Genomic DNA, 22,372 nt, shown 5'->3' with positions numbered 1-22,372 from the left:
GCGCGGGGCGGGTGAGAGGGGGCGTGCGCGCCCCTCTCGAAGGCGTGCGGCGGGGCCGTCGTGCGGGTGAGTGATGAGCACGTCACAAGGGTGATTGCCCAAGGAACCCATGTCGTATCGTCGAAGGCGCCATCACCGGCGAGTCGCGCCGGCCGCAGAGCTTGAGGAGAGCCCGTGACGCAGCAGGTCCCGTCGACAGAGCCCGAGCTTGCCGGAGTGCGCAACTTCCGTGACGTGGGCGGGCTGCCGACGGTGGACGGCCGCCGCGTCCGCGCGGGCCGGCTGTTCCGCAGCGGTCACCTCGCGCACGCCACCGAGGCCGACGCGGCGTTCCTCTCCTCGCTGGGCCTGCACACGGTCTTCGACTTCCGCAACGCGGCCGACCAGCGTCTGGAGGGCCCCGACGTCACGCTGCCCGGTGTGCGCAACGTGAACCTGCCGCTGACCGACCCGGCCGACGGCGCGGAGTTCTGGAAGATGGTCCGCGACGGCGACCTCGACCAGCTGCGCGCGCTCCTGTCCGACGGCAAGGCCGCCGGACGGATGTCGTCCTCGTACCGCACGATCATCAAGGAGCGCACCGCCGAGCACAGCCAGGTGCTGCACGCGCTCGCCGAGGACAGCGTGCCCGCCCTGATGCACTGCGCGGCCGGCAAGGACCGCGCGGGCCTGTCCATAGCGGTGACCCTCCTCGCCGTCGGCGTCGAGCGCGACGCCATCGAGGCGGACTACCTGGAGTCGAACGCGGCGCACCGCCGCTACAAGGTCCAGCGCTCCGACGACTCCCCGAGCGCGATGTCGCCGGAGGTCATGGAGCTGCTCAACCCGCTCTTCGACGCCCGTGCCGAGTACCTGGCGGCGGCGTTCGAGACGATCGAGCAGACCTGGGGCGACGTGGACACGTACCTCTCCGAGGGCCTGCGGCTGAGCGGCGGGACCCGCGAGCGGCTGCGCGAGCGCCTCCTCGACTGAGTCCGCCTCCGGCCGGGCCTACTGGTTCTGCGCCCCCAGCTCGAACAGCAGATAGATGAAGGCCGCGAAGAGGTGGCCCACCGCCACATAGATGATCAGGCGGACCCACAGGGCCCGGGGGAACTTCTCCTCCATGGACCTGCGGGCGGGCTGCTCCTGGGTGGGGCCCTGCGGCTCGGGTTCCGTCATGTCGGGTCTCCCTGGGTGGGGCCACCGAGGCACAGCGCGGTGGCGGGGCTCTGCAGCAGTGTGTGGACGAAGAGGAGGTCGGCGCCGCCCTGGTCGGCGGCGGCGATCCGGTGCGGGGTCAGCGAGTCGAAGTGCGCGCTGTCCCCGGGCCCGAGCGTGTGCGAGGTGTCCCCGAGGCGCAGCCGCAGCCGCCCCTTCAGGACGTACAGCCACTCCTCGCCCGGGTGGACGCGCACGATGTCGCCCTGCGCGCCGTGCGGCACGTGGACGCGCAGGGACTGCATGCCGCGGCCCGGCGCGCCCGCCTGCCAGTAGGTCCAGCCGCCGGCCCGGGTGGGCTCCATGTCGGCCGCGCGCACGACCGCGTCCCGGTCGGCGACCGTCTCGCCGAGCAGCTCCGAGACCGTCGTACCGTAGATCCGTGCGAGCGCGAGCAGCATCGGCAGCGACGGCTGGCGCTGGCCCGTCTCCAGGCGGGACAGATGGGCGGGCGAGAGCCCGGCGGTGCGGGCCGCGGCCTCCAGCGTGAGATTCGCGCGGCGGCGCAGTTCGCGCAGCTGGGGCGCGACGGCGGGCAGCGCGTCGGCCGCCTCCGGCGGCTCGGCGGGCTCGGCAGGGCTCATGGTTCGATTGAGCCAGAGCCTTGCCTCTCGGGCAACTTTCTTGCCCGAGAGGCAAAAGGCGGCAGAAGACCCAGGTCTGTGTCGTCACCGGCCGGCGACCGCCCGCCGTCACCAGGCGACGGCCTCCCGCCGTTGCGGGCCGGCGACCGCCCCGCTCAGCGGTTCGCGACCGCCTGCTTCACGAGCGTCTTGCCGAAGTCCCACATCAGCCCGCCGCCGCTGTGCGCGTCGTCCATCACGGCGGTGAAGGCGGCCACGAAGCGGTCCACCTCCTTCTCCCCCACCGTCAGCGGCGGAATCAGCTTGATGACCTCCAGGTGGTCGCCGGAGACCTGCGTGAGGATGCGGTGCTTCTGCAGCAGCGGTACGACGACCATCTGCGCGAAGAGCCCCTTGCGGGCGGCCTGCAGCATCGTCCAGCGCCCGCGCAGCTTCAGCGACGAGGGCCGCCCGAACTCGATGCCGACCATGAGCCCCCGGCCGCGCACCTCGCTCAGCAGTTCGTAGCGGTCGACGAGCGCGGCGAGCCGTGACCTGAGCAGTTCCCCGGTCACGCGCGCGTTCTCGACGATCCTCTCGTCGTCCATCACGGCCAGGACCGCGAGCCCGGCCGCCATCGCCTGGGCGTTGGAGCCGAAGCTCGCCGAGTGCACGAGCACCCGGTCCATCGAGGAGTAGACCTTCTTGAAGATCCAGTCCTTGCCGAGCGTCGCGCCGACCGGCACATAGCCGCCCGACAGGGCCTTGGCGACGCAGACGAGATCGGGCTCGACCCCCTCCTCGTGCTGGTACGCGTAGAAGTCACCGGTCCTGCCGAGGCCGGTCTGCACCTCGTCCGCGATCAGCAGCGCCTTGTGCTGGTGCAGCAGCTCCTGGGCGGCGCGCAGATAGCCGGGCGGCGTCTCGTGCACGCCCTTGCCCTGGATCGGCTCGACGATCAGCCCGGCGACGTCGCCCTTCTTCAGCTCGCGGCGCAGGGCGTCCAGATCGCCGAGCGGGACCGCCGTGTCGGGCAGCAGCGGCGCGAAGCCGTCCCGGAAGCCGCTCTCGCCGTTGACGGAGAGGGATCCGGTGGTCAGGCCGTGGAAGGCGTGCGCGCAGTAGAGCACCCGCGGCCGTCCGGTCGCGTAGCGCGCGAACTTCAGCGCGGTCTCGACGGCCTCGGTGCCGCTGTTGCCGAAGAAGACCCGGTCCAGGTGCGGGCTGTGCGTGAGCAGCCGCTCGGCGAGCAGTCCGGGCAGCGGCTGGCAGTCGAACCGCGTGAGGTCGGCGAGGGAGGCGTCCAGGACGTCGTGCAGCGCCTTGCGGACGACGGGGTGGTGCCGGCCGAGGCCCATCACGCCGAAGCCCGCGAGCATGTCGAGGTAGTCGTTGCCCTCCGCGTCCCAGAAGTACGCGCCCTCGGCCCGCTCGTAGACCTTGTCGAAGCCGATGGTGTGCAGCATGCGCGGCAGCTGGTGGTTGAGGTGCCGCGCGTGCAGTTCGTAGCGCTCGGCACCCCGCTCGGCGAGCAGTCCGCCGAGGTCGAACTCCTTGGTCATGAGCTGTGCTCCTTGCCTGGACCGGACTCCCCCGCGCCTTCCTTGGCCGCCAGCGTGGCGCTGATCCGCCCCGCGATCTCGACGGGCGTGAGCCCGATGTCGGCGAGCACCTCGCCCCGCTTGGCGTGCGCGAGGAACTGCTCGGGGATACCGAACCTCCTGACGGGTACGTCCACTTCGGCCTCGCCGAGCGCGAGCGCGACGGCCGCGCCGACCCCGGCGGACCGGCTGTTGTCCTCGACGACGGCCACGACGCGGTGGCGGGCGGCGAGCGCGGGCAGCTCCGCGTCGACCGGCTTGACCCAGCGCGGGTCGACGACGGTGCAGCGCAGCCCGCGCTCGCGCAGCAGCTCGGCGGCCTGCAGGCAGACCGGCGCCATCACGCCGACCGCGACGAGCAGCACGTCCGCGTCCGGCGCGGCGGGCTCCTGGAGCAGCACGTCCATGCCGCCGAGCCGGTCGACGGCGGGGATCGCGGGCCCCACCGACTCCTTGGGGAAGCGGATGAGCGTCGGCGCGTCGTCCACCGCGACCGCCTCCCGTAGCTGCGTCCGCAGCTGGTCGGCGTCGCGGGGCGCGGCGATCCTGAGCCCCGGCACCACCTGGAGGACGGAGAGGTCCCACATGCCGTTGTGGGACGCGCCGTCCACGCCGGTGACACCGGCCCGGTCGAGCACGAACGTGACCCCGCACCGGTGCAGCGCGACGTCCATGAGGAGCTGGTCGAAGGCGCGGTTGAGGAAGGTGGCGTACACGGCGACGACCGGGTGGAGCCCGCCGGTCGCGAGCCCGGCGGCGGAGACAGCGGCGTGCTGCTCGGCGATGCCGACGTCCCACACGCGGTCGGGGTAGGCCTCGGCGAACTTCGTCAGGCCGACCGGGCCGAGCATGGCCGCGGTGATGGCGACGACGTCCTCGCGCTCGGCGCCGATGCGGACGATCTCGTCCCCGAACACGGAGGTCCAGGAGGGGCCGTTGGACGGGGCGAGGGGTTCGCAGGTGAGCGGGTCCATGACGCCGACGGTGTGGAAGCGGTCGGCCTCGTCGGCGAGCGCGGGTTCGTAGCCGCGCCCCTTCTCCGTCAGGCAGTGGACGAGGACGGGTCCGTGGAAGCGTTTCGCGCGGCGCAGCGCCGACTCGACGGCGCCGGTGTCGTGACCGTCGATCGGCCCGACGTACTTGAGGCCCAGGTCCTCGAACATGCCCTGCGGCGCGAAGGCGTCCTTGAAGCCCTTCTTGGCGCCGTGCAGCGACTCGTAGAGGGTGCGCCCCACCACCGGGGTGCGCTGGAGTATGTCCTTGCCCCAGGCGAGCACCCGCTCGTAGCCGTCGGTCGTGCGCAGCGTGGCGAGGTGGTTGGCGAGGCCGCCGATGGTCGGGGCGTAGGAGCGTTCGTTGTCGTTCACGACGATGATCAGCGGCCGGTCCTTCGCGGCCGCGATGTTGTTGAGCGCCTCCCAGGCCATGCCGCCGGTGAGCGCGCCGTCGCCGATGACGGCGACCACGTGGCCGCGCTCGCCGAGCACCTGGCGGGCCTTGGCCAGTCCGTCGGCCCAGCCGAGCGCGGTCGAGGCGTGACTGTTCTCGACGATGTCGTGCTCGGACTCCTCGCGCGAGGGATAGCCGGACAGGCCGCCCTTGCCGCGCAGCTTCGAGAAGTCCTGACGGCCCGTCAAAAGCTTGTGTACGTAGCTTTGGTGGCCGGTGTCCCAGACGATGCGGTCGACCGGCGACTCGAAGACCCGGTGGAGGGCGATGGAGAGCTCGACCACCCCCAGGTTGGGCCCGAGGTGACCGCCTGTCCTGGCGACCGCGTGCACCAGGAACTCCCTGATCTCCTCGGCCAGTTCACCGAGTTGCGCCTCGGTCAGCGACTTGAGGTCGCGCGGTCCCCGAATGGTGTCGAGAATGGTCATGCTCGGGCCCCCTTACTGGTTGCACTCAGTTCACGGTGACGGCGGGCACCCCGGACGGGATCCCGTCGCCCTCCCTCTGCGCGGCGATCTTCGTCGCCTCTTCGATGAGGGTCTCGACGATCCTGGACTCGGGGACGGTCTTGATGACCTCGCCCTTGACGAAGATCTGGCCCTTGCCGTTGCCGGAGGCGACGCCGAGGTCGGCCTCGCGGGCCTCGCCGGGGCCGTTGACCACACACCCCATGACGGCGACGCGCAGCGGGACCTCCATGCCGTCCAGGCCCGCCGTGACCTCGTCGGCCAGCTTGTACACGTCGACCTGGGCGCGCCCGCAGGACGGGCAGGAGACGATCTCCAGGCGGCGCCGGCGCAGGCCGAGGGACTCCAGGATCTGGATGCCGACCTTGACCTCCTCGGCGGGCGGCGCGGACAGCGAGACGCGGATGGTGTCACCGATGCCCTCGCTCAGCAGCGCGCCGAAGGCCACCGCCGACTTGATCGTGCCCTGGAAGGCGGGACCCGCCTCCGTCACGCCCAGGTGCAGCGGGTAGTCGCACTGGGCGGCCAACTGGCGGTAGGCGTTGACCATGACCACCGGATCGTTGTGCTTGACCGAGATCTTGATGTCACGGAAGTCGTGCTCCTCGAAGAGCGACGCCTCCCACAGCGCCGACTCGACCAGCGCCTCAGGCGTCGCCTTGCCGTACTTCTCCAGGAGGCGTCGGTCGAGCGAGCCGGCGTTGACCCCGATCCGGATGGGCGTACCCGTCTGGGCCGCGGCCCGCGCGATGTCACGCACCCGGTCGTCGAACTGCTTGATGTTGCCGGGGTTCACGCGGACCGCCGCGCACCCGGCGTCGATCGCCGCGAAGACGTACTTCGGCTGGAAGTGGATGTCCGCGATCACCGGGATCTGGGACTTCCTCGCGATCGTCGCGAGCGCGTCCGCGTCGTCCTGCGTCGGGCACGCCACCCGCACGATCTGGCAGCCGGACGCGGTCAGCTCCGCGATCTGCTGCAGCGTCGCCCCGATGTCCGACGTGCGCGTCGTCGTCATCGACTGCACCGAGACCGGCGCACCGCCCCCCACGGCCACCGGCCCGACCTCGATGCGCCGCGAGACGCGGCGCTCGGCGATCGGCCGGACCGGCAGCTCCGGGAGGCCCAGAGAAACGGGCTCTCCAGGGGTCATGACGTCACCCGCGGTTTCCGGAGACCGTCTCGCGGGCCGCGCGGATGGACTCCTTGAGGGAGCCCATGGTGGCGAGGACGGCGGTGGGCTCGTAGCCGCAGTGCGCCATGCAGTTGGCGCAGCGCGGGTCCTTGCCGCGGCCGTACTTGCTCCAGTCGGTCTCCTCGATGAGCTGGCGGTACGTGGGGACGTAGCCGTCGCTCATGAGGTAGCAGGGGCGCTGCCAGCCGAACAGGGAGTAGTTCGGGATCGCCCACGCGGTGCACGGGAAGTCGGCCTTGCCCTCCAGGAAGTCCAGGAAGAGCGGCGAGTGGTTGAGCCGCCAGCGCCGCCGGTTGCCGCCCGCGAAGGCCTTCTTGAACAGCTCCCTGGTCTGGTCGACGCCCAGGAAGTGCTCCTGGTCGGGTGCCTTCTCGTACGCGTAGGCGGGCGAGAGCATCATCTCGTCGACCTGCAGGTCGTCATTGAGGAAATTCAGCACCTCGATGATGGTCTGCGGGGTGTCCGTGTTGAAGAAGGTCGAATTGGTGGTGACCCGGAAGCCGCGCCGCTTGGCCTCCTTGATGGCCGCCACCGCCTCGTCGAACACCCCCTCCTTCGCCACGGACTCGTCGTGCCGCTCGCGCATGCCGTCGATGTGCACGGCGAACGCGAAATACGGCGAGGGCTTGAACTTGTCCATCTTCTTGCGCAGCAGCATGGCGTTGGTGCACAGGAAGATGTACTTCTTCTTGGCCACCAACTGCCGCACGATCTCGTCGATCTGAGGGTGCATCAGCGGCTCGCCGCCGGCAATGGACACCATCGGCGCACCCGATTCGAGAACGGCGCCCACGGCCTGGGCCACCGGCATGCGCTGCTTGAGCACACCGGCGGGGTGCTGGATCTTCCCGCATCCCTCGCACTTCAGATTGCAGGCGAAGAGCGGCTCCAATTCGACGATCAGCGGGAACTTGTCCCGCTTGCGGAGCTTCTGTTCAAAGAGATACGTAGCGACCTTGATGGACTGACGCAGCGGCATGGCCATCTGGCTCACCTCCGGGGGAGCAAAGAAGAACGGTGCCATTCAAAGAAAGCGGGGAGCACGGCACGAAGAACGCGGAAAGCTGATATTCCACCGCGCACCGTGCCGATGCGGACGAGTTCGTGCTGTGGGGCGTCCACGACCACCCGGACGGCGGCAACGGGCCGCTGTCCCGCGCGCACGGCGCTGTGCAGTGTCGCGGCGGACTCCATGTCCACGGCGATCGCGCCCGTGGCCAGGAGGTCGCCGCGCTCATGGCCGCGCACGACGTGGTCGGAGCCGGTGAGCGGTCCGGTGTGCACGGTGCGTCCGGGCACGGCCCGCACCAGCTCCTCGACCAGCAGGGCGGTCCCCGTGCAGGGGGTGCTGCCGCGGGCGTCCCGGGTCTCCTCGGCGACGACGAGGTCGCCGGGGTGCATGCCGGGGGCGAGTCCGGCGCAGAAGCCGGTGGCCAGGACGGCCGCGTCCCGCAGGGGGTCCTTGCCGAGCGCCCCGCTGACGGCGCGCTCGGCGTTCTTGGGTCCCATGCCCGTGCGCAGCACGGTCAGGGGTCCGGGCGCGCCGCTGCGGTCGCCGGTGCGCAGGGCGAGGTGCTCGATGCCGAGCGCGCAGGCGATCAGCAGCGGTGCGGGGCCCGGCCGGGTGGCCGGGGTCCGGTCCATCAGCTCCCCTTGCCGGAGCGCTCGGAACCGTTCGCGAAGGGATCTCCGTTGACGTACCTGCCGAGCGCGGTCAGCGGGAAGACCTGCCGGTAGAGGTGGTAGTTGATGGAGAAGTCCCAGGGGAAGCCCGTGCCGGTGAAGTACGGCTCGTCCCAGGAGCCGTCCTCGCGCTGCGTCGCGGCCAGCCAGTCGACGGCGCGCTCCACGGCCTTGGACTCGCGCTCACCGGCCGCGAGGAGCGCGAGGAGCGCCCAGGCGGTCTGCGAGGCCGTCGATGTGCCGTGCCCGGCCCAGCCGCGCTCGCGGTAGGAGCGCAGGTCCTCGCCCCAGCCGCCGTCGTCGTTCTGCACCGACTCCAGCCAGGCGACCGCGCGCCGGATCGCGGGGTGCGAGCCCGGCAGTCCGGCCGCGACGAGCGCGGGGACCACGGACCCCGTGCCGTACACGTAGTTGACGCCCCAGCGCCCGAACCAGGCGCCCTCGGGCTCCTGTTCGGCCAGCAGCCACTCGATGCCGCGGCGGGTGCGCGGGTCGTGGGATCTGCCCTCGACGGCGAGCATCTCCACGACATGGCCCGTGACGTCGGCGGACGGCGGGTCGATGACCTCGCCGAAGTCGCAGAACGGCAGGCGGTTGGGGAAGGCGCTCGTGTTGTCGACGTCGAAGGCTCCCCAGGCGCCGTTCTTCGACTGCATGCCGAGGTTCCAGCGCACACCCCGCTCAATGGCGTTCTCCACGCGCGCCTTGTCCGGGTGCTTGACCCGGCGCAGCGCGAGGGCCACCTCGGCGGTGTCGTCGATGTCGGGGTAGTTGTCGTTGTGGAACTCGAACGCCCAGCCGCCGGGCGCCAGTTGCGGCCTGCGCACCGACCAGTCCCCCGGGCGCACGATCTGCTCGCCGAGCATCCAGTCCGCGGCCTTGACCAACTGAGGGTGATCGGCGGGCAGTCCGGCGTCCGCGAGCGCGATGGTGGCCAGACAGGTGTCCCACACGGGCGACTGGCACGCCTCGATCATCCGCGCGCCGTCCTCGCGCCACACGGCGAAGCGGTCGAGCGACTCCAGGCCGGCCCGCAGGACGGGGTGGTCGAGGTCGTAGCCGAGCAGGTGCAGGGCGATGACGGAGTACACGGCGGGCGGCTGGATCCCGCCCCAGCAGCCGTCGTTCTCCTGCCGCTCGATGATCCAGCGCGCCGCGCTGTTCATCGCCGTCCTGCGCAGCCGCCGCGGCGCGACCTTGTGGTAGAGGTGCAGCGCCTTGTCGAGCCGCTGGAACACCCCGTCCCAACTCGCCACGGGAGCAAGGGGCTTGGCCGGGCTCGGCCGGCGCGCGTCGGTGTGCAGCTCGTCGAGCGCGAAGGGCGCGGGCCGCACCGGCCGCTTGGCGGAGACGATCGTGAGCGGCACGATCGTCTGCCGGGCCCAGCAGCCGAAGTCGTAGATGTTGAGCGGGAACCACTTGGGGAAGTAGATGAGCTCCGGCGGGAGTTCGGGCAGGTCGTCCCACTTCCACCAGCCGAACAGGGCGAGCCAGATGCGGGTGAAGACCCGGCTCGCGGCGATGCCGCCCTGGTCGCGGACCCACGCGGAGGCCTTGGCCATGTGCGGGGCGTCGGGCAGGTCACCGGCCAGGCGCAGGGCGACGTACGCCTCGATGGTGGTGGAGAGTTCGCCGGGTCCGCCGAAGAAGGTGGCCCAAGTGCCGTCGTCGCGCTGCTCGCCGCGGATGAAGAGCGCGGCCGCGTGCGTGGTCCGCTCGTCCCGGATCCCGAGGAACTGCCGCAGCAGCAGGTCCTCGGCGTCCATGGTGACGTTGGTCTCCAGGTCGCCCTTCCACCAGCCCTGGGCGTCCTGCCGGGAGAGCAGGAACTGTGTGGAGCGCTGTATGGCGCGCGCGGCGGCTTCCTGCGTGCCCGCCGCCGCGGCGGTCGTGTCGGTGGTTTCGCTGGCCGAGGCTGCGCGGGGCGTGGCCGCTCCGGTGCTTCCGTCGGTCGTCGCTGTCATGGCTTCCCCTTCGTGCAGTGCAGTGGCTACGTCTGCTGTGGGTCCGCCGTCGGCCGACGCGAAGCGCCGGCCGGCGACTGCGAGTCATATTCGGCCGATAGTGATCATCTCTCTCGTACGACGACGAAGTCCGCGAGCGCGACGAGCTGCGCCCGCACCCGGTCCGGCATCTCGATGGTGTCCAGCGCCTCGACGGCGATGGTGTGCTGGCGCCGGGCCTCCTCGGCGGTCCACGCGCGGCCGCCCGCCTCTTCGATCAGAGCGGCGCGTGCGGCGAACTCCTCCTCGGAGAAGCTGTCGAAGTCACTGCTCTTGGCGTCGGCGGCGAGCAGTTCGCCGAGCCGCTCGGACGCGGAGCCGCCCGCGGCGAGCGCGGCCACCACCGGCAGGGACTTCTTGCGCTGGCGCAGGTCGCTCCACGTCTGCTTGCCGGTGGCCTCCGGGTCGCCCCAGATGCCGAGCAGGTCGTCCACGGCCTGGAAGGCGAGGCCGAGGTGGTAGCCGTACTTCTCCAGCGTGTCGGCGGTGCGGTCGTCGGCGCCGCCGAGGACGGCACCGATGGAGACGGCGCAGGCGAGCAGGGCGCCGGTCTTGTTGCCCTCCATCTCCAGGCACTCCTCGACGGTGACCCGCTCGCGGTGCTCGTAGCTGATGTCCTGCGCCTGGCCGTCGATCAGCGCGCGGGTCGCGGTGGTCAGGCGGCGCGTGGCGCGGCCCGCCTCGACGGTGCCGAGCTCCAGGAGGATCTCGTTGGCCAGCGCGAAGAGGGCGTCGCCGACGAGGATGGCCTGCGCGGGGCCGTGCACCTTCCACACCGTGTCGCGGTGGCGGCGCTGCTCGTCGCCGTCCATGAGGTCGTCGTGCAGCAGCGAGAAGTTGTGCACGAGCTCGACGGCGACCGCGCCGGGCACGCCGACCTCGGGAGCCGCGCCCGCGGCCTCGGCGGAGAGCAGGGCGAGCGCGGGGCGCACGGCCTTGCCGCCGTCGCCGTCGGACGGGTTGCCCGCGGCGTCGATCCAGCCGAAGTGGTAGGCGGAGACGGTGTCCATGGGAGGCGCGAGGCGGTCCACCGCGGCCCGCAGCACCGGGGTGGCGAGGGTCCTGCCGCGCTCGAGCAGTGAGGTCACGTCCACCGTGTCGGCAGCCGCCTTTTCGGCCGGGGGCACAGTCGGCACAGGTTCTCCTCTTGTTCCGGTGCGGGATTCCTGGGGACCTGACCCCAGAAGATCGAGCTTCACGCCGCCGCCTCCTCGAATGCGAAGAGGTGATCGCGGGGGCGGTCGAGGGCGGAGAGGGCGGCTTCGGCCGCGCTGATGCCGCTGCGCACCGCGCCCTCCATGGTCGCGGGCCAGCCGGTGGCGGTCCACGCGCCCGCGAGGTAGAGGCCGCGGGCCCGGGTGCGGGCCCCGGGCCGGAGCCTGCCGACGCCGGGCGTGGGCGCGAAGGTGGCGGTGCGCTCGCGGGTGACGAAGAAGTCGCGGACCTCGGCGCCGTGCGCGGCCGGCAGCAGCCGCTCCAGTTCGGGCAGATAGCGCTCGCGCAGCGCGGCGACGGGCGCGTCGATCTCGTCCTGGGCGGCGGACTGCGACAGCGCGAGGTACTGGCCGTCGGTCAGGCCGGAGGCCTCGGTGCGGTCGAAGACCCACTGCACCGGGCTGCCGAGCGCGGCGAAGAAGGGGCGCTTGAGCACCTTGCGGCCGTACACGACGTGGATGTTGAGGATCGGCGCGGTGTCGATGTCGAGCAGCCGGTCGGGGCGCTCCAGGGCGCCGTCCGGGAGCAGGTCGTGCGCCTCGTGCTGCGGCACGGCGAGCACGACGGTGTCGGCGTCGAGGGACTCGCCGGGAACCTCCACGCGCCAACCGCCGTTGTCCGTACGGGAGATGGAGGTGACTCGTGTCTTCAGTTCCGTACGGACTCCCGCGGCGTCGAGCGCCTTGCGGGCCAGCTTGTCGTGCAGATCACCGAGGGGCACCCGGGACCAGCCGATGTCGGCGGCGCCCGGGTCGGAGAGCAGCCCGGTCTTGAACACCATCGCGGCGAGCCCGAGCGAGGCGTCGCCCGCGACGGCGTTCAGCGTGGCGACACCCACGAGGTCCCAGAGTGCCTCGATGGCGCGTGGCGACTGGCCGTGCCGGGCGAGCCAGCTGCCGAAGTCCTGGGCGTCGAGTGCGGGATCGGCCGGGTCGAGTCCCTTGAGGGCGAGCGCCGCGCGCCCGACCTTGGCGCGCTCGGCGACCGACAGATGCGGGTAGGTGGCGAGGCTCGCCGCCAGGTGCAGGGGCACCGGAAGCGCGGTGCGCCGCAGCCGTCCGAGCCGGTTGCGGTCGGCGTCCAGCACGGGCACGTCGAGACGTTCCTGCAGGGGCGCGAGGTGCGCGCCCTCGACACGGTCGAGGAACCAGCGGTAGGCGGTGCAGCAGCGCAGGTAGACGTGCTGGCCGTTGTCGACGGTCAGATCGCCGCGCTGGAAGGAGAACGCGAGCCCGCCGAGCCGCGGCCGCCCTTCGAGCAGCGTCACGCGCAGCCCGGCGTCGGCGAGCGCGAGCGCGGCGGTGACGCCGGCGAGTCCCCCGCCGACCACTACGGCGGCCGCCCCACCGGGGCGGCCTTCGGCGTCCGCGATCAGCCCCTCGGGCCGCATGTCGTCGCTCTTCATGCACCCTCCCCTTCGGCCGTTGCCGTCTGTGACGCGGCCTGGGAGCGGAGGGTTGCCCGCCGCTTCGCGCAGGTCGCCCCACCTGCCCCACGGTCACCCGGGATGCGCCTCACGCGCGCCTCCTGACGGTCTGGCGTGACACGTTCCGCGCGTCGAGGCCGGACAGGCCGCGCACGGCGACGTACGCCTTCTCGCGGCCCGGCAGCGAGACGCGGCCGCGCAGGACGGCCTCCGGTTCGCGCTCGATGCGGTCGAGCAGGCGGCGGTAGATGCCGGCCATGGCCGCCACACAGGCACCACTGCGCCGGTCCAGCATCGGCAGCAGGCGGTAGCCCTCGGCGAACAGGGCCCGTGCGCGCCGCACCTCGAAGTGGACGAGGCCGGCGAAGTCCGATCCGGCGGGCGGCTCGGAGCCCGAGAACCCGGCGGAGCAGCCGAACTTGGCGAGGTCGTCGGCGGGCAGATAGGTCCGTCCGCCCTCGGCGTCCTCGCGAACGTCCCTCAGAATGTTGGTCAGTTGGAGCGCGAGACCGAGCGTGTCGGCATACTCCGGCGCGCGCTCGGCGTGGAGCGCCCCCCGCTCGGTGCCGAACACGCCGAGCGAGAGCCGCCCGATCGCCCCGGCCACACAGCGGCAGTAGACCTTCAGGTCCTCCCAGGTCTCGTACGTCTCGCCGCGTACGTCCATCAGGACGCCGTCGATCAGTTCGTCGAGGCCGCCCATCGGGATGGGGAAGTGCGTGGCGGCGTGCGTGAGGGCGACGGCCACCGGGTCGGTGTCGTCCTCCTCCACCTCTCCGGCACTGATCCGGGCGAGCAGCACCCGGGTGTCGTCGAGCCGCTCCGCCTTGACCTCCGGCGCGAGCTCGCCGTCGCCGATGTCGTCCACGCGCCGCGAGAGCGCGTAGAGCGCGGACATGGCGCGCCGCTTGGGCGTCGGCAGCAGCCTGATGCCGTAGGCGAAATTGCGCGCCTGCTGTCCGGTGACGGCCTCGCAGTAGCTGTACGCGGCGAGCACCGACGCGGACACATAGGGTTCCGACTCCACGGTCCGGCTCACCCCTCTCCTCGCAGAACCGCCCCTGCTTCGCGCAGCAATCGGGGCGTGGTGGGCTTGGGTGGTCCAGGAAGCACGTCGTAACCGGCGGCGACGATCGCCCGGACCGCCGCCCTCCCCCCTGCCACGAACCCCGCCAGCAGCAGCTTCAGCCTGCCGTGGACGCTACCCACCAGGGGGGTGCCTTCATTCAGGAGGTCACGGGCGCGTTCTGTTTCGAATGCGACCAGAGCGCGCACCGACGCACCCGCCGTCGGCCGGGCCAGATCGGCCTCGCTCACGTGGAACCGCTTCATGTCCTCGACGGGCAGATAGATGCGGTCGCGGCGCAGGTCCTCGGCGACGTCCTGGAGGTGCTCGACGATCTGGAGCGCGGTACAGACGGCGTCCGACCTGCGGATCCGTTCGGGGGTCGCGGTGCCGGTGATGGCGAGGACGAGCCGGCCGATGGGGTTCGCGGAGAGCGCGCAGTAGGCGACGAGGTCGTCGTACGTCTCGTAGCGCGAGACGAGCTGGTCCTGGCGGTTGGCGGCGATCAGCGCGAGGAAGGGCTCGGCGGTCACGCGCCCGCGCTCGGCGACCGGCCGCAGGGCCCGCAGCAGCGGGTGACCGGCCCGGCCGTCGTCGAAGACCCTGCCGAGGTCGGCCTCGACCGCGTCGAGCAGCTTCAGCGGGTCCTCGGCGTCGGCGCCCTCCACCCCCAGGCACCGGGCGTGGGCGGACCCGGGCGGCAGGTCGCCGTCGCCGATGTCGTCGATGAGGCGGACCACGCCGTACACGGCCATGAGGTCCTCGCGCCAGGCCCGGGGCAGGAAGAAGGGCGCCACGGGGAAGTTCTCGTCCGCGGCCTTGTCGAGGACGGCGGATGCATCGCGGAGCTGGAGATCATCCGTAGCCATTGCCGTCACATCTCCCGTTCTACACTGCCGACCCAATACATCCTATTTCGGACACGCCGCCCGGTTCTTCGCGAGGTACGCCGTGCTCTGAGCCGGAGCGCCGCGCGATATCGCCCCACTTGCCGCGAATCAGCACCGGTACAGCTTACGTTGTACAACCCAGCACGCATCGTCGGGGTGTTCGGCACATCACAACAACACACCGATTGGCGTCAATCTTCCCTGGGCGCCGGTGAGTTGAGGGATTCAAGAGGCCCCGGGCACCCTATGACACAGCAGGGCCCCGCCGGATCCGTCCCGACGGGGCCCTGCTGCCGAACGGGTGCTTTCCCGATGGCTCGATCGAGCTACTTGCCCGTGAACTTCTCGTACTCCTTGATGACCTCGTCGGTCGGCCCGTCCATGCGCAGCTCGCCGCGCTCCAGCCAGAGCACCCGGTCGCAGGTGTCACGGATGGATTTGTTGTTGTGGCTGACCAGGAAGACCGTGCCGGCCTCCTTGCGGAGCTCGCGGATGCGGGCCTCGGAGCGCTTCTGGAACTTGCGGTCGCCGGTGGCGAGCGCCTCGTCGATCATGAGGACGTCGTGGTCCTTGGCCGCCGCGATCGAGAAGCGCAGCCGGGCCGCCATACCGGACGAGTACGTGCGCATCGGAAGGGTGATGAAGTCACCCTTCTCGTTGATCCCGGAGAAGTCGACGATCTCCTGGTAGCGCTCCTTGATCTGCTCGCGGGACATGCCCATGGCGAGACCGCCGAGGATGACGTTGCGCTCACCCGTCAGGTCGTTCATCAGGGCCGCGTTCACACCGAGCAGCGAGGGCTGGCCGTCGGTGTAGACCTTGCCCTTCTCGGCCGGGAGCAAGCCCGCGATGGCACGCAGCAGGGTGGACTTGCCGGAGCCGTTGGAACCGATCAGACCGATGGCCTCGCCGCGGTAGGCGGTGAAGCTGACGCCCCGCACGGCGTGCACCTTGCGCACACCGCGCTCCTCGCCGCGCTTGAGCATGCGGCTCAGCGCGGAGGTCGCGCTGCCCTTGCCCGTCTTGGCGCCGTTGACGCGGTAGACGATGTGCAGCTCGTCGGCGATGACCGTGGGGATGTGGCCCTTGCCGGCGGGGGAATCGGTCCGGTCGTTCTTGTCGTCAGCCACGGCCGTAACGCTCCTCAGCCTTCCAGAAGTACACGAAGCCGACGACGCCGAACAGCAGCGCCCAGCCGACGGCGAAGGCCCAGACATGAGGCGGCAGGTACGAGGACCCGTAGTCGTCGATCATGGCGAAGCGGATCAGGTCCATGTAGATGGAGGCCGGGTTCCACTGGAGCACGTCACCGACCCAGCCGGGCACGTCCTCCTTGTCCGCGAGCATCGCGGGGATGCTGAACATGACACCCGAGGCGTACATCCACGTACGCATCACGAACGGCATCAGCTGGGCGAGGTCGGGCGTCTTGCTGCCCATCCTGGCGAAGATCAGCGCGAGGCCCGTGTTGAAGACGAACTGCAGGGCGAGCGCCGGCACCACGAGGAGCCAGGACCAGGTCGGGAAGATCCCGAACGCCACCATGATCACGACGAGCACGATCATCGAGAAGAGCAGCTGCTGGAGCTGCTGGAGCGCGAAGGAGATCGGCAGCGACGCGCGCGGGAAGTGCAGCGCCCGCACCAGGCCGAGGTTGCCGGAGATGGCCCGTACACCCGCCATCACCGAGCTCTGGGTGAAGGTGAAGACGAACACACCCGTCACCAGGAACGGCACGTAGATCTCGTGCGGGATGCCCTTCCTGGCACCCAGCAGGAGTCCGAAGATGAAGAAGTAGACCGCCGCGTTCAGGAGCGGCGTCGCCACCTGCCACAGCTGGCCGAGCTTGGCCTGGCTGTACTGGGCGGTCAGCTTCGCCTGCGAGAAGGCGAGGATGAAGTGGCGCCGTCCCCAGAGCTGGCGGACGTACTCGAAAAGTCCGGGCCGGGCGCCGCTGACGGTCAGACCGTACTTGGCGGCGAGGTCGGCCCGGGAGAGCCCGTCATCGGGCGACGGGGGCGCGGTCACGGCGACCCCGCCGTCATGCGTTGTCTCACTCACGAGTGGAAACTTTCGTCTTCAGATGCGCAGCCGGTCGGGCGTAGGCGTGGGCCAGGGACCGGGGTATGGCCCAGATGCTCTCAGACCCGAGCTTGTCAGATGACAGGAGGTCGGCCCAGTCGGGTCAGCCGCCACACGGTACGCCACTTCATGGGCCTGCGCGGTCCGCAGGGCGTCGTCCAGCCCTCCTTGAAGCCGCCGAACCAGGCCTTCAGCGCGGGGCCCGAGGGGCGCCGGGCCAGGGTGAGGAGCAGCCAGACGCCGAGGTAGACGGGGACCAGGAGCGCGGGGAGGTTGCGGCGGGCCAGCCAGACGCGGTTGCGGGCGACCATGCGGTGGTAGACCGCGTGCCGCGAGGGGGCCGTCGTCGGGTGGAAGAGGACCATGTCGGAGCGGTAGTCGATCATCCAGCCCGCGTTCAGCGCGCGCCAGGCGAGGTCGGTCTCCTCGTGCGCGTAGAAGAACTCGTCCGGCAGCCCGCCGACCTCGGCGATGACCTGGGTGCGCACGGCGTTGGCGCCGCCCAGGAACGTGGTCACGCGCGAGGAGCGCATCGGGTCGGAGGCCCGCAGGCGCGGCACGTGGCGGCGCTGGGTCTCCCCCGTGTCCGGGTCCGCGATGCGGAAGCTGATGATGCCGAGCTCCGGGTCGGCGGCGAAGGCCTCGCGGCACAGCTGGGCCGTGTCCATGTTCGCGAGCAGACCGTCGTCGTCCAGGAAGAGCAGGATGTCGACGTCGGTGCCGCCGGGGCCGAAGGCCTCGATGCCGACGTTGCGGCCGCCCGGGATGCCGAGGTTCTCGGGCAGCTCGACGGTGCGCACACCGGCGGGGACGTCCGGCACGGGGGCGCCGTTGCCGACCACGACCACCTCGACCGGGTCGCCGTCCTGCTTGGCGACCGAGTCGAGGAGGGCGCGCAGCTCCTGCGGCCGGTTGCCCATCGTGATGATGACGGCGCCGACCTTCAGCTTCTGTCCCGGGGCAGTACTCACTTCAACCTGCTCGATACGAGGATGGACACGAGGTGGAGCAGGGTCTGCAGGAGCGCGATGCCCGCGAGCACCGCGACACCGAGGCGCGAGAAGAACAGGTCGCCCCGGACCGAGTCCACGATCGCCAGGACCAGGATCAGCAGGGACGCCTCGACACCGAGGATGAGGCGGTGGAACTTCAGCGCGGCGGCGGCCCTGCGGGCCAGGGCCATGCCGGACGAGCGCGGCTCGGACGCCGCTTCCTTGACCGGCGGCTTGCCCGTCTGGTGGCGGGCGACGCCGACGAGGTCGGTCTCGGCCTTGATCAGGATCGCGCCGAGCGCGGCCAGGGTGCCGAGGAACGCCCACAGCCAGTCGATGCGCCCCGAGCCCCACAGGTCGGCGGCGCGCAGACCGAAGCCGACCAGGACCGCGGCGTCGCACAGATAGGCGGCGACCCGGTCCAGGTAGACGCCGGCCATCGAGTACTGCTTCTTCCAGCGGGCGATCTCGCCGTCGACGCAGTCGAGCAGCAGGTAGAGCTGGACCGCGAGCACGCCGAGCACGGCGCCCGTGATGCCCGGCACCAGCAGGGCCGGAGCGGCGAGGGCGCCTGCGACGGTCATCACGTAGGTCAGCTGGTTGGGCGTGACCTCCGTGTTCACCAGGTGCCGGTCGATGCGCAGGGAGACCTCGCGCATGTAGAGCCGGCCGGCCCAGTGTTCGCCGCTCCGCCGGTCCTTCACCCCCGGGGGGTGAACAACCGGGCGGAGCTCAGCTACCGATGGCTTTTGCATAGTCGGCGTATGCGTCCCTGATCTGGTCGGTGGACAGGTCGAGGTGTTCGAGGATCGTGTAGCGGCCCGGACGGGTCTGCGGAGCGAACTCCACGACCTTCACGAACTCCTCCACGGTGAAGCCGATCTCCTCCGGCAGCACGGGCAGGCCGTGGCGGCGCAGGACCTGGGCCATGAAGCGCGACTCCTCGCGGGCACCGCGCAGGTGCATCGCGAAGGCCGCGCCCAGGCCGCACTGCTCGCCGTGGCTGGCCGCGCGCTTGGGGTAGAGGAGGTCGAAGGCGTGGTTGATCTCGTGGCAGGCGCCGGACGCGGGGCGGGAGTCGCCCGAGACCGACATCGCGATACCGGTGAGGACCAGGCCTTCGGCGAGGACCTGGAGGAACCCGTCGTCGCCGACACCGCCGGGGTGACGCAGGACGGCCTCGCCGGCCTGGCGGGCCATGGCGGCCGCGAGCCCGTCGATGTCCTCGCCCCGCTCGCGGGCGGCCAGCTCCCAGTCCGCGATCGCGGAGATGTTGGAGAGGGCGTCGCCGATGCCGGAGCGGACGAAGCGGACCGGCGCCTCGCGGATCACGTCGAGGTCGATGACGACCGCGATGGGGTTCGGCACGCCGTACGAGCCGCGGCCCGCGTCGTTGTCGAGGGTCGCGACCGGCGAGCAGAGGCCGTCGTGCGACAGGTTCGTCGCGACGGCGACCAGCGGCAGGCCGACGCGCGCCGCGGCGAACTTGGCGCAGTCGATGATCTTGCCGCCGCCGAGGCCCACGATCGCGTCGTAGCGGCCCGACTTCTTGATGGCGTCGGCGAGCTTGATGGCGTCGTCGAGCGTGCCGCCACCGACCTCGAACCACTCCGCGCCGCCGAGCGAGGGCGCGAGCCGCTCACGCAGCACCGCGCCCGAACCGCCGCTGATGGCGATGGCGAGCTTGCCGGTCGACGAGCAGATCCGCTGGTCGGCGAGGACATCGGCCAGGTCGTTGAGCGCCCCCGGCCGAATGTCGACGACGACCGGCGAGGGGATGAGCCTCGTCAGTACTGGCACGCGATCTCCCGGCCCTTGGCGAGGTCTTCGTGGTTGTCGATCTCGACCCACTTGACATCGCCGATCGGCGCCACGTCGATCTTGAAGCCGCGGTTGACGAGCTCCTGGTAGCCGTCCTCGTAGTAGAGGTCGGGGTCGCGCTCGAAGGTGGTCTTCAGCGCGTCGGCGAGCTCCTCGGCGGCCTCGCCCTCGATGAGGGTGACGCCGATGTACTCACCGGTGGCCGTGGCCGGGTCCATGAGCTTGGTGATCTTCTGGACGCCCTTCTCGGGGTCCACGATGACCTTCATCTCCTCGTCGGCGAGGTTCTTCACCGTGTCGAGGGCGAGGATGATCTTCTTGCCGTCGCCGCGGGCGGCGAGCAGCGTCTTCTCGACGGAGACCGGGTGCACGGTGTCGCCGTTGGCGAGGATCACCGAGTGCTTGATCGCGTCACGGCCGCACCACAGGGAGTAGGCGTTGTTCCACTCCTCGGCCTTGTCGTTGTCGATCAGCGTCAGCTTGAGGCCGTACTTGGCCTCCAGCGCCGCCTTGCGGTCGTAGACCGCCTCCTTGCGGTACCCGACGATGATCGCGACGTCGGTCAGGCCGATCTCGGCGAAGTTCTTCAGGGTGAGGTCGAGGACGGCCAGCTCGTTCTCGGTTCCCTCGCCCACGACGGGCACCAGCGCCTTGGGCAGCGTTTCGGTGTAGGGGCGCAGACGCCGGCCGGCGCCGGCGGCCAGGACGAGGCCGATCATGCGGGTTCTCCTTCATCGTGTACGGCGGGTGCTCCGGAAGAGACCCAGAAGCGGATGCTCTCGACGAGCACCACGAGTGCCACGGCCACGGCGAGTGCCGTGAGCGCGACGGTGAAATCAGTGGTGGGCAGCAGGGCCGCGGCCAGTGCGACCACGAGGGTCCTGCCGTCCTGGCCGCCGATCGCCCGCACCAGCCAGCGCGGGGGTGCGCCGGTGCCGCCCTTGATGCGGTACACCGTGTCGTAGTGATGGTAGGCGACCGCGGCCACGAGCCCGAAAGCCGCGGGAAGCGCTCCGTTCACATCGGCTTTGGCCGCCAGTACCAGGACCGTGCCGTACTCGGCGGCGCGGAAGAACGGCGGAACGAGCCAGTCCAGCGGGGCCTTGAGGGGCCGCGCGAGCGCGAGCCCGGAGGCGATCACGTAGGCGACCGCGCCGACGATCACCCACGGGCTGCCGTACGAGGTGAAGGCGGCCACACCGACGACCACGGCACCGCCGAGGAAGGCGATGACGGGCGCGGGCAGCGGCCACCCGGCGCGCAGGGCGGCGAAGGCCGAGGCCAGCGGGCCGTTGTCGGCGAGGTCGCGCAGGGCGAGCGCGGCACGGTCGGTGCGGGTCGCCTTGCGGGTCAGCGAGCGCAGGACGCGGCCCGCCGTGGTGTAGCAGGCGGCGAGGGCGCAGCCGATGATCAGGACGACGAGCGTGATGCGCGGGGTGGTGACCGCGGTGAGCACGGCGATCATCGCCCAGCGCTCACCGATGGGCAGCACTATCATCCGGCGCACCCACACCGTCCATCCGACGCTGTCGAGCTTGTCGGAGAGGGCCGCGGTGGGGCTGGTGTTGGCGGTCGCGTCGTGGTTCGCCTCGTTGAAGGAGAAGTCGACGACGTGCCGGCAGGTCTGCAGGACCATCGCGCCGAGCGCGAGCGCCCAGACGTCGTCGCCGCCGCGGGCCGCGCCGAGCGCGAGGCCCGCGTAGTAGGCGTACTCCTTGGCACGGTCGAACGTCGCGTCCAGCCAGGCGCCGAGCGTCGAGTACTGCAGGGAGTAGCGGGCGAGCTGCCCGTCCGTGCAGTCCAGGACGAAGGAGAGGAGGAGGAGCAGGCCCGCCGCGACGAAGCCGCCGCGGGTGCCGGTCGCCGCGCAGCCCGCCGCGATCAGCGCGGTGAGCAGGGAGGCGGTGGTGACCTGGTTCGGGGTCAGGCCCCGGCGCGCGCACCAGCGGGCGATGTAGCGGGAGTACGGGGAGATGCAGAACGTCGTGAAGAAGCCGTCCCGCGACTTGACCGCCGTGCGCAGACGTACGGCTTCGTCGTCGACGGCGGCGACGGCCTGCCGTGCCTCGTTCCGCGCCTGCGGATCGGTGGGCACGGTGGCGACGAGGGTGCCGAGTTCGGGGCGGTGCACGTCCGTGTCGGCGGACTCCAGCGCGGTGGCGACGTCGTCCGGCAGGGCGTCCAGCGTCACGACGCCGCCGGCGGTGCCGGCCGTGGCGCGCAGGGCGCGCGTGAGGTCCTTGCGGGCGCCGGGCTGCGCGGTGACGGCGCCGGGCACGGCACAGACGGGGAAGCGGGGGTCGGTCAGGCCGAGGCGCAGGGCGTGGACGTGACCGACGAAGCGTGCGTCGACGACGGCGACCCGCTGGTCACCGGGCACGTCGGCGAGCAGCGTCTCGACGTCCGCCGCGTCCGGGGCGACCCGCACGTCGAAGCCGAGGGACCGCAGATCGCCTTCGAGCGGCGACCCGGGGACCGGCTGGCCGGTGAGGATGGCGGTCGACAGACGAACTCACTCCTTGAGTCCCGGCGCGGCTCGCGCCGGGCACATGCGTAAGGGGGACGCCCCTGGCCACAGCGGCCGGGCGGCACGTCGGCAGAGGCTATCGGATGATGGGAAGCGGGCGTTCATCACCCGTTCACGCCCCGATAAGGGCGGCCTGCGAGGGCCTCGTCCTTCGCGATCATCATGGTGGATGGGGGCCCGCACCCACAAACC

The 22,372-nt window shown here is 71.2% G+C and carries 20 protein-coding genes; 1 reads left to right on the top strand and 19 read right to left on the bottom strand.

Annotation, left to right across the window (positions count from 1 at the left end):
- Positions 1–174: 174 nt before the first annotated feature.
- Positions 175–972 (top strand): tyrosine-protein phosphatase, encoded by a 798-nt coding sequence (locus tag AOK22_RS04940; protein ID WP_055697315.1) that lies wholly within the window; start codon positions 175–177, stop codon positions 970–972.
- Positions 973–990: 18 nt separating this feature from the next.
- Here the strand turns inward: AOK22_RS04940 and AOK22_RS04935 are convergent, their stop codons facing one another.
- From AOK22_RS04935 to AOK22_RS04845, 19 genes are all read right to left on the bottom strand, one after another.
- A complete protein-coding gene (locus AOK22_RS04935; RefSeq protein WP_055697321.1) occupies positions 991–1,107 on the bottom strand; it encodes a DUF6126 family protein in 117 nt (38 codons plus the stop codon).
- Positions 1,108–1,157: 50 nt separating this feature from the next.
- Positions 1,158–1,784, bottom strand: a complete 627-nt coding sequence (locus AOK22_RS04930) for a helix-turn-helix domain-containing protein (RefSeq protein ID WP_055697314.1) — start codon at positions 1,782–1,784, stop codon at positions 1,158–1,160.
- Between the two features lie 155 nt (positions 1,785–1,939).
- Positions 1,940–3,325 carry an aspartate aminotransferase family protein gene (locus AOK22_RS04925; RefSeq protein WP_055697313.1) on the bottom strand — a complete coding sequence of 462 codons (1,386 nt, stop codon included), beginning with the start codon at positions 3,323–3,325 and terminating at the stop codon, positions 1,940–1,942.
- Positions 3,322–5,241 (bottom strand): 1-deoxy-D-xylulose-5-phosphate synthase, encoded by a 1,920-nt coding sequence (dxs, locus tag AOK22_RS04920; protein ID WP_055697312.1) that lies wholly within the window; start codon positions 5,239–5,241, stop codon positions 3,322–3,324. The genes AOK22_RS04925 and dxs overlap by 4 nt, the downstream gene beginning before the upstream one ends.
- 25 nt (positions 5,242–5,266) lie before the next feature.
- Positions 5,267–6,433, bottom strand: a complete 1,167-nt coding sequence (ispG, locus tag AOK22_RS04915; protein WP_055697311.1) for a flavodoxin-dependent (E)-4-hydroxy-3-methylbut-2-enyl-diphosphate synthase — start codon at positions 6,431–6,433, stop codon at positions 5,267–5,269.
- A 4-nt stretch (positions 6,434–6,437) separates the two neighbouring features.
- A complete protein-coding gene (gene hpnH, locus AOK22_RS04910; RefSeq protein ID WP_055697310.1) occupies positions 6,438–7,460 on the bottom strand; it encodes an adenosyl-hopene transferase HpnH in 1,023 nt (340 codons plus the stop codon).
- A gap of 5 nt (positions 7,461–7,465) precedes the next feature.
- Positions 7,466–8,119: a phosphorylase family protein gene (locus AOK22_RS04905; protein ID WP_055697309.1), complete on the bottom strand. Its 654-nt coding sequence runs from the start codon at positions 8,117–8,119 to the stop codon at positions 7,466–7,468.
- On the bottom strand, positions 8,119–10,122 hold the full coding sequence (shc, locus tag AOK22_RS04900; protein ID WP_055697308.1) for a squalene--hopene cyclase: 2,004 nt from the start codon (positions 10,120–10,122) through the stop codon (positions 8,119–8,121). Before shc ends, AOK22_RS04905 begins: the two co-directional genes overlap by 1 nt.
- A 104-nt stretch (positions 10,123–10,226) precedes the next feature.
- Positions 10,227–11,360, bottom strand: a complete 1,134-nt coding sequence (locus AOK22_RS04895; RefSeq protein WP_079036342.1) for a polyprenyl synthetase family protein — start codon at positions 11,358–11,360, stop codon at positions 10,227–10,229.
- The gene (gene hpnE, locus AOK22_RS04890) at positions 11,357–12,766 is read right to left on the bottom strand and encodes a hydroxysqualene dehydroxylase HpnE (protein WP_055697320.1); all 1,410 of its coding nucleotides are present in this window, start codon (positions 12,764–12,766) and stop codon (positions 11,357–11,359) included. Before hpnE ends, AOK22_RS04895 begins: the two co-directional genes overlap by 4 nt.
- Positions 12,767–12,890: 124 nt before the next feature.
- Entirely contained in the window at positions 12,891–13,841 is a 951-nt protein-coding gene (gene hpnD / locus AOK22_RS04885) for a presqualene diphosphate synthase HpnD (RefSeq protein ID WP_055697306.1), read from the bottom strand.
- The gene (hpnC, locus tag AOK22_RS04880; RefSeq protein WP_107101851.1) at positions 13,838–14,737 is read right to left on the bottom strand and encodes a squalene synthase HpnC; all 900 of its coding nucleotides are present in this window, start codon (positions 14,735–14,737) and stop codon (positions 13,838–13,840) included. Before hpnC ends, hpnD begins: the two co-directional genes overlap by 4 nt.
- A 347-nt stretch (positions 14,738–15,084) precedes the next feature.
- Entirely contained in the window at positions 15,085–15,906 is an 822-nt protein-coding gene (locus AOK22_RS04875; protein ID WP_425264001.1) for an ABC transporter ATP-binding protein, read from the bottom strand.
- Positions 15,881–16,819, bottom strand: coding sequence for an ABC transporter permease (locus tag AOK22_RS04870; RefSeq protein WP_055697304.1), 939 nt, complete (start codon positions 16,817–16,819; stop codon positions 15,881–15,883). Before AOK22_RS04870 ends, AOK22_RS04875 begins: the two co-directional genes overlap by 26 nt.
- 95 nt (positions 16,820–16,914) lie before the next feature.
- The gene (locus AOK22_RS04865) at positions 16,915–17,787 is read right to left on the bottom strand and encodes a glycosyltransferase family 2 protein (protein WP_055697318.1); all 873 of its coding nucleotides are present in this window, start codon (positions 17,785–17,787) and stop codon (positions 16,915–16,917) included.
- A gap of 20 nt (positions 17,788–17,807) precedes the next feature.
- Positions 17,808–18,587 (bottom strand): CDP-alcohol phosphatidyltransferase family protein, encoded by a 780-nt coding sequence (locus AOK22_RS04860; protein ID WP_079036343.1) that lies wholly within the window; start codon positions 18,585–18,587, stop codon positions 17,808–17,810.
- Positions 18,565–19,632, bottom strand: coding sequence for an iron-containing alcohol dehydrogenase family protein (locus AOK22_RS04855; protein WP_055697302.1), 1,068 nt, complete (start codon positions 19,630–19,632; stop codon positions 18,565–18,567). The genes AOK22_RS04860 and AOK22_RS04855 overlap by 23 nt, the downstream gene beginning before the upstream one ends.
- Entirely contained in the window at positions 19,620–20,372 is a 753-nt protein-coding gene (locus tag AOK22_RS04850) for a phosphocholine cytidylyltransferase family protein (protein WP_055697301.1), read from the bottom strand. Before AOK22_RS04850 ends, AOK22_RS04855 begins: the two co-directional genes overlap by 13 nt.
- Entirely contained in the window at positions 20,369–22,159 is a 1,791-nt protein-coding gene (locus AOK22_RS04845; protein ID WP_055697300.1) for a DUF5941 domain-containing protein, read from the bottom strand. Before AOK22_RS04845 ends, AOK22_RS04850 begins: the two co-directional genes overlap by 4 nt.
- Positions 22,160–22,372: the final 213 nt, after the last annotated feature.

Origin of the sequence: Streptomyces silaceus, from assembly GCF_001419745.1 — a bacterium.
Lineage (GTDB): Bacteria > Actinomycetota > Actinomycetes > Streptomycetales > Streptomycetaceae > Streptomyces > Streptomyces silaceus.
This window is presented reverse-complemented; position numbering and strand designations above follow the sequence as displayed.

Bases quoted from the DNA above. Each gene is read 5' to 3' on its own strand.
- dxs (WP_055697312.1), bottom strand. From the start codon at position 5,241: ATGACCATTCTCGACACCATTCGGGGACCGCGCGACCTCAAGTCGCTG.
- AOK22_RS04930 (WP_055697314.1), bottom strand. From the start codon at position 1,784: ATGAGCCCTGCCGAGCCCGCCGAGCCGCCGGAGGCGGCCGACGCGCTG.
- shc (WP_055697308.1), bottom strand. From the start codon at position 10,122: ATGACAGCGACGACCGACGGAAGCACCGGAGCGGCCACGCCCCGCGCA.
- ispG (WP_055697311.1), bottom strand. From the start codon at position 6,433: ATGACCCCTGGAGAGCCCGTTTCTCTGGGCCTCCCGGAGCTGCCGGTC.
- AOK22_RS04850 (WP_055697301.1), bottom strand. From the start codon at position 20,372: ATGATCGGCCTCGTCCTGGCCGCCGGCGCCGGCCGGCGTCTGCGCCCC.
- hpnC (WP_107101851.1), bottom strand. From the start codon at position 14,737: ATGGCTACGGATGATCTCCAGCTCCGCGATGCATCCGCCGTCCTCGAC.
- hpnH (WP_055697310.1), bottom strand. From the start codon at position 7,460: ATGGCCATGCCGCTGCGTCAGTCCATCAAGGTCGCTACGTATCTCTTT.
- AOK22_RS04905 (WP_055697309.1), bottom strand. From the start codon at position 8,119: ATGGACCGGACCCCGGCCACCCGGCCGGGCCCCGCACCGCTGCTGATC.
- AOK22_RS04935 (WP_055697321.1), bottom strand. From the start codon at position 1,107: ATGGAGGAGAAGTTCCCCCGGGCCCTGTGGGTCCGCCTGATCATCTAT.
- hpnE (WP_055697320.1), bottom strand. From the start codon at position 12,766: ATGCGGCCCGAGGGGCTGATCGCGGACGCCGAAGGCCGCCCCGGTGGG.
- AOK22_RS04925 (WP_055697313.1), bottom strand. From the start codon at position 3,325: ATGACCAAGGAGTTCGACCTCGGCGGACTGCTCGCCGAGCGGGGTGCC.
- AOK22_RS04860 (WP_079036343.1), bottom strand. From the start codon at position 18,587: ATGCAAAAGCCATCGGTAGCTGAGCTCCGCCCGGTTGTTCACCCCCCG.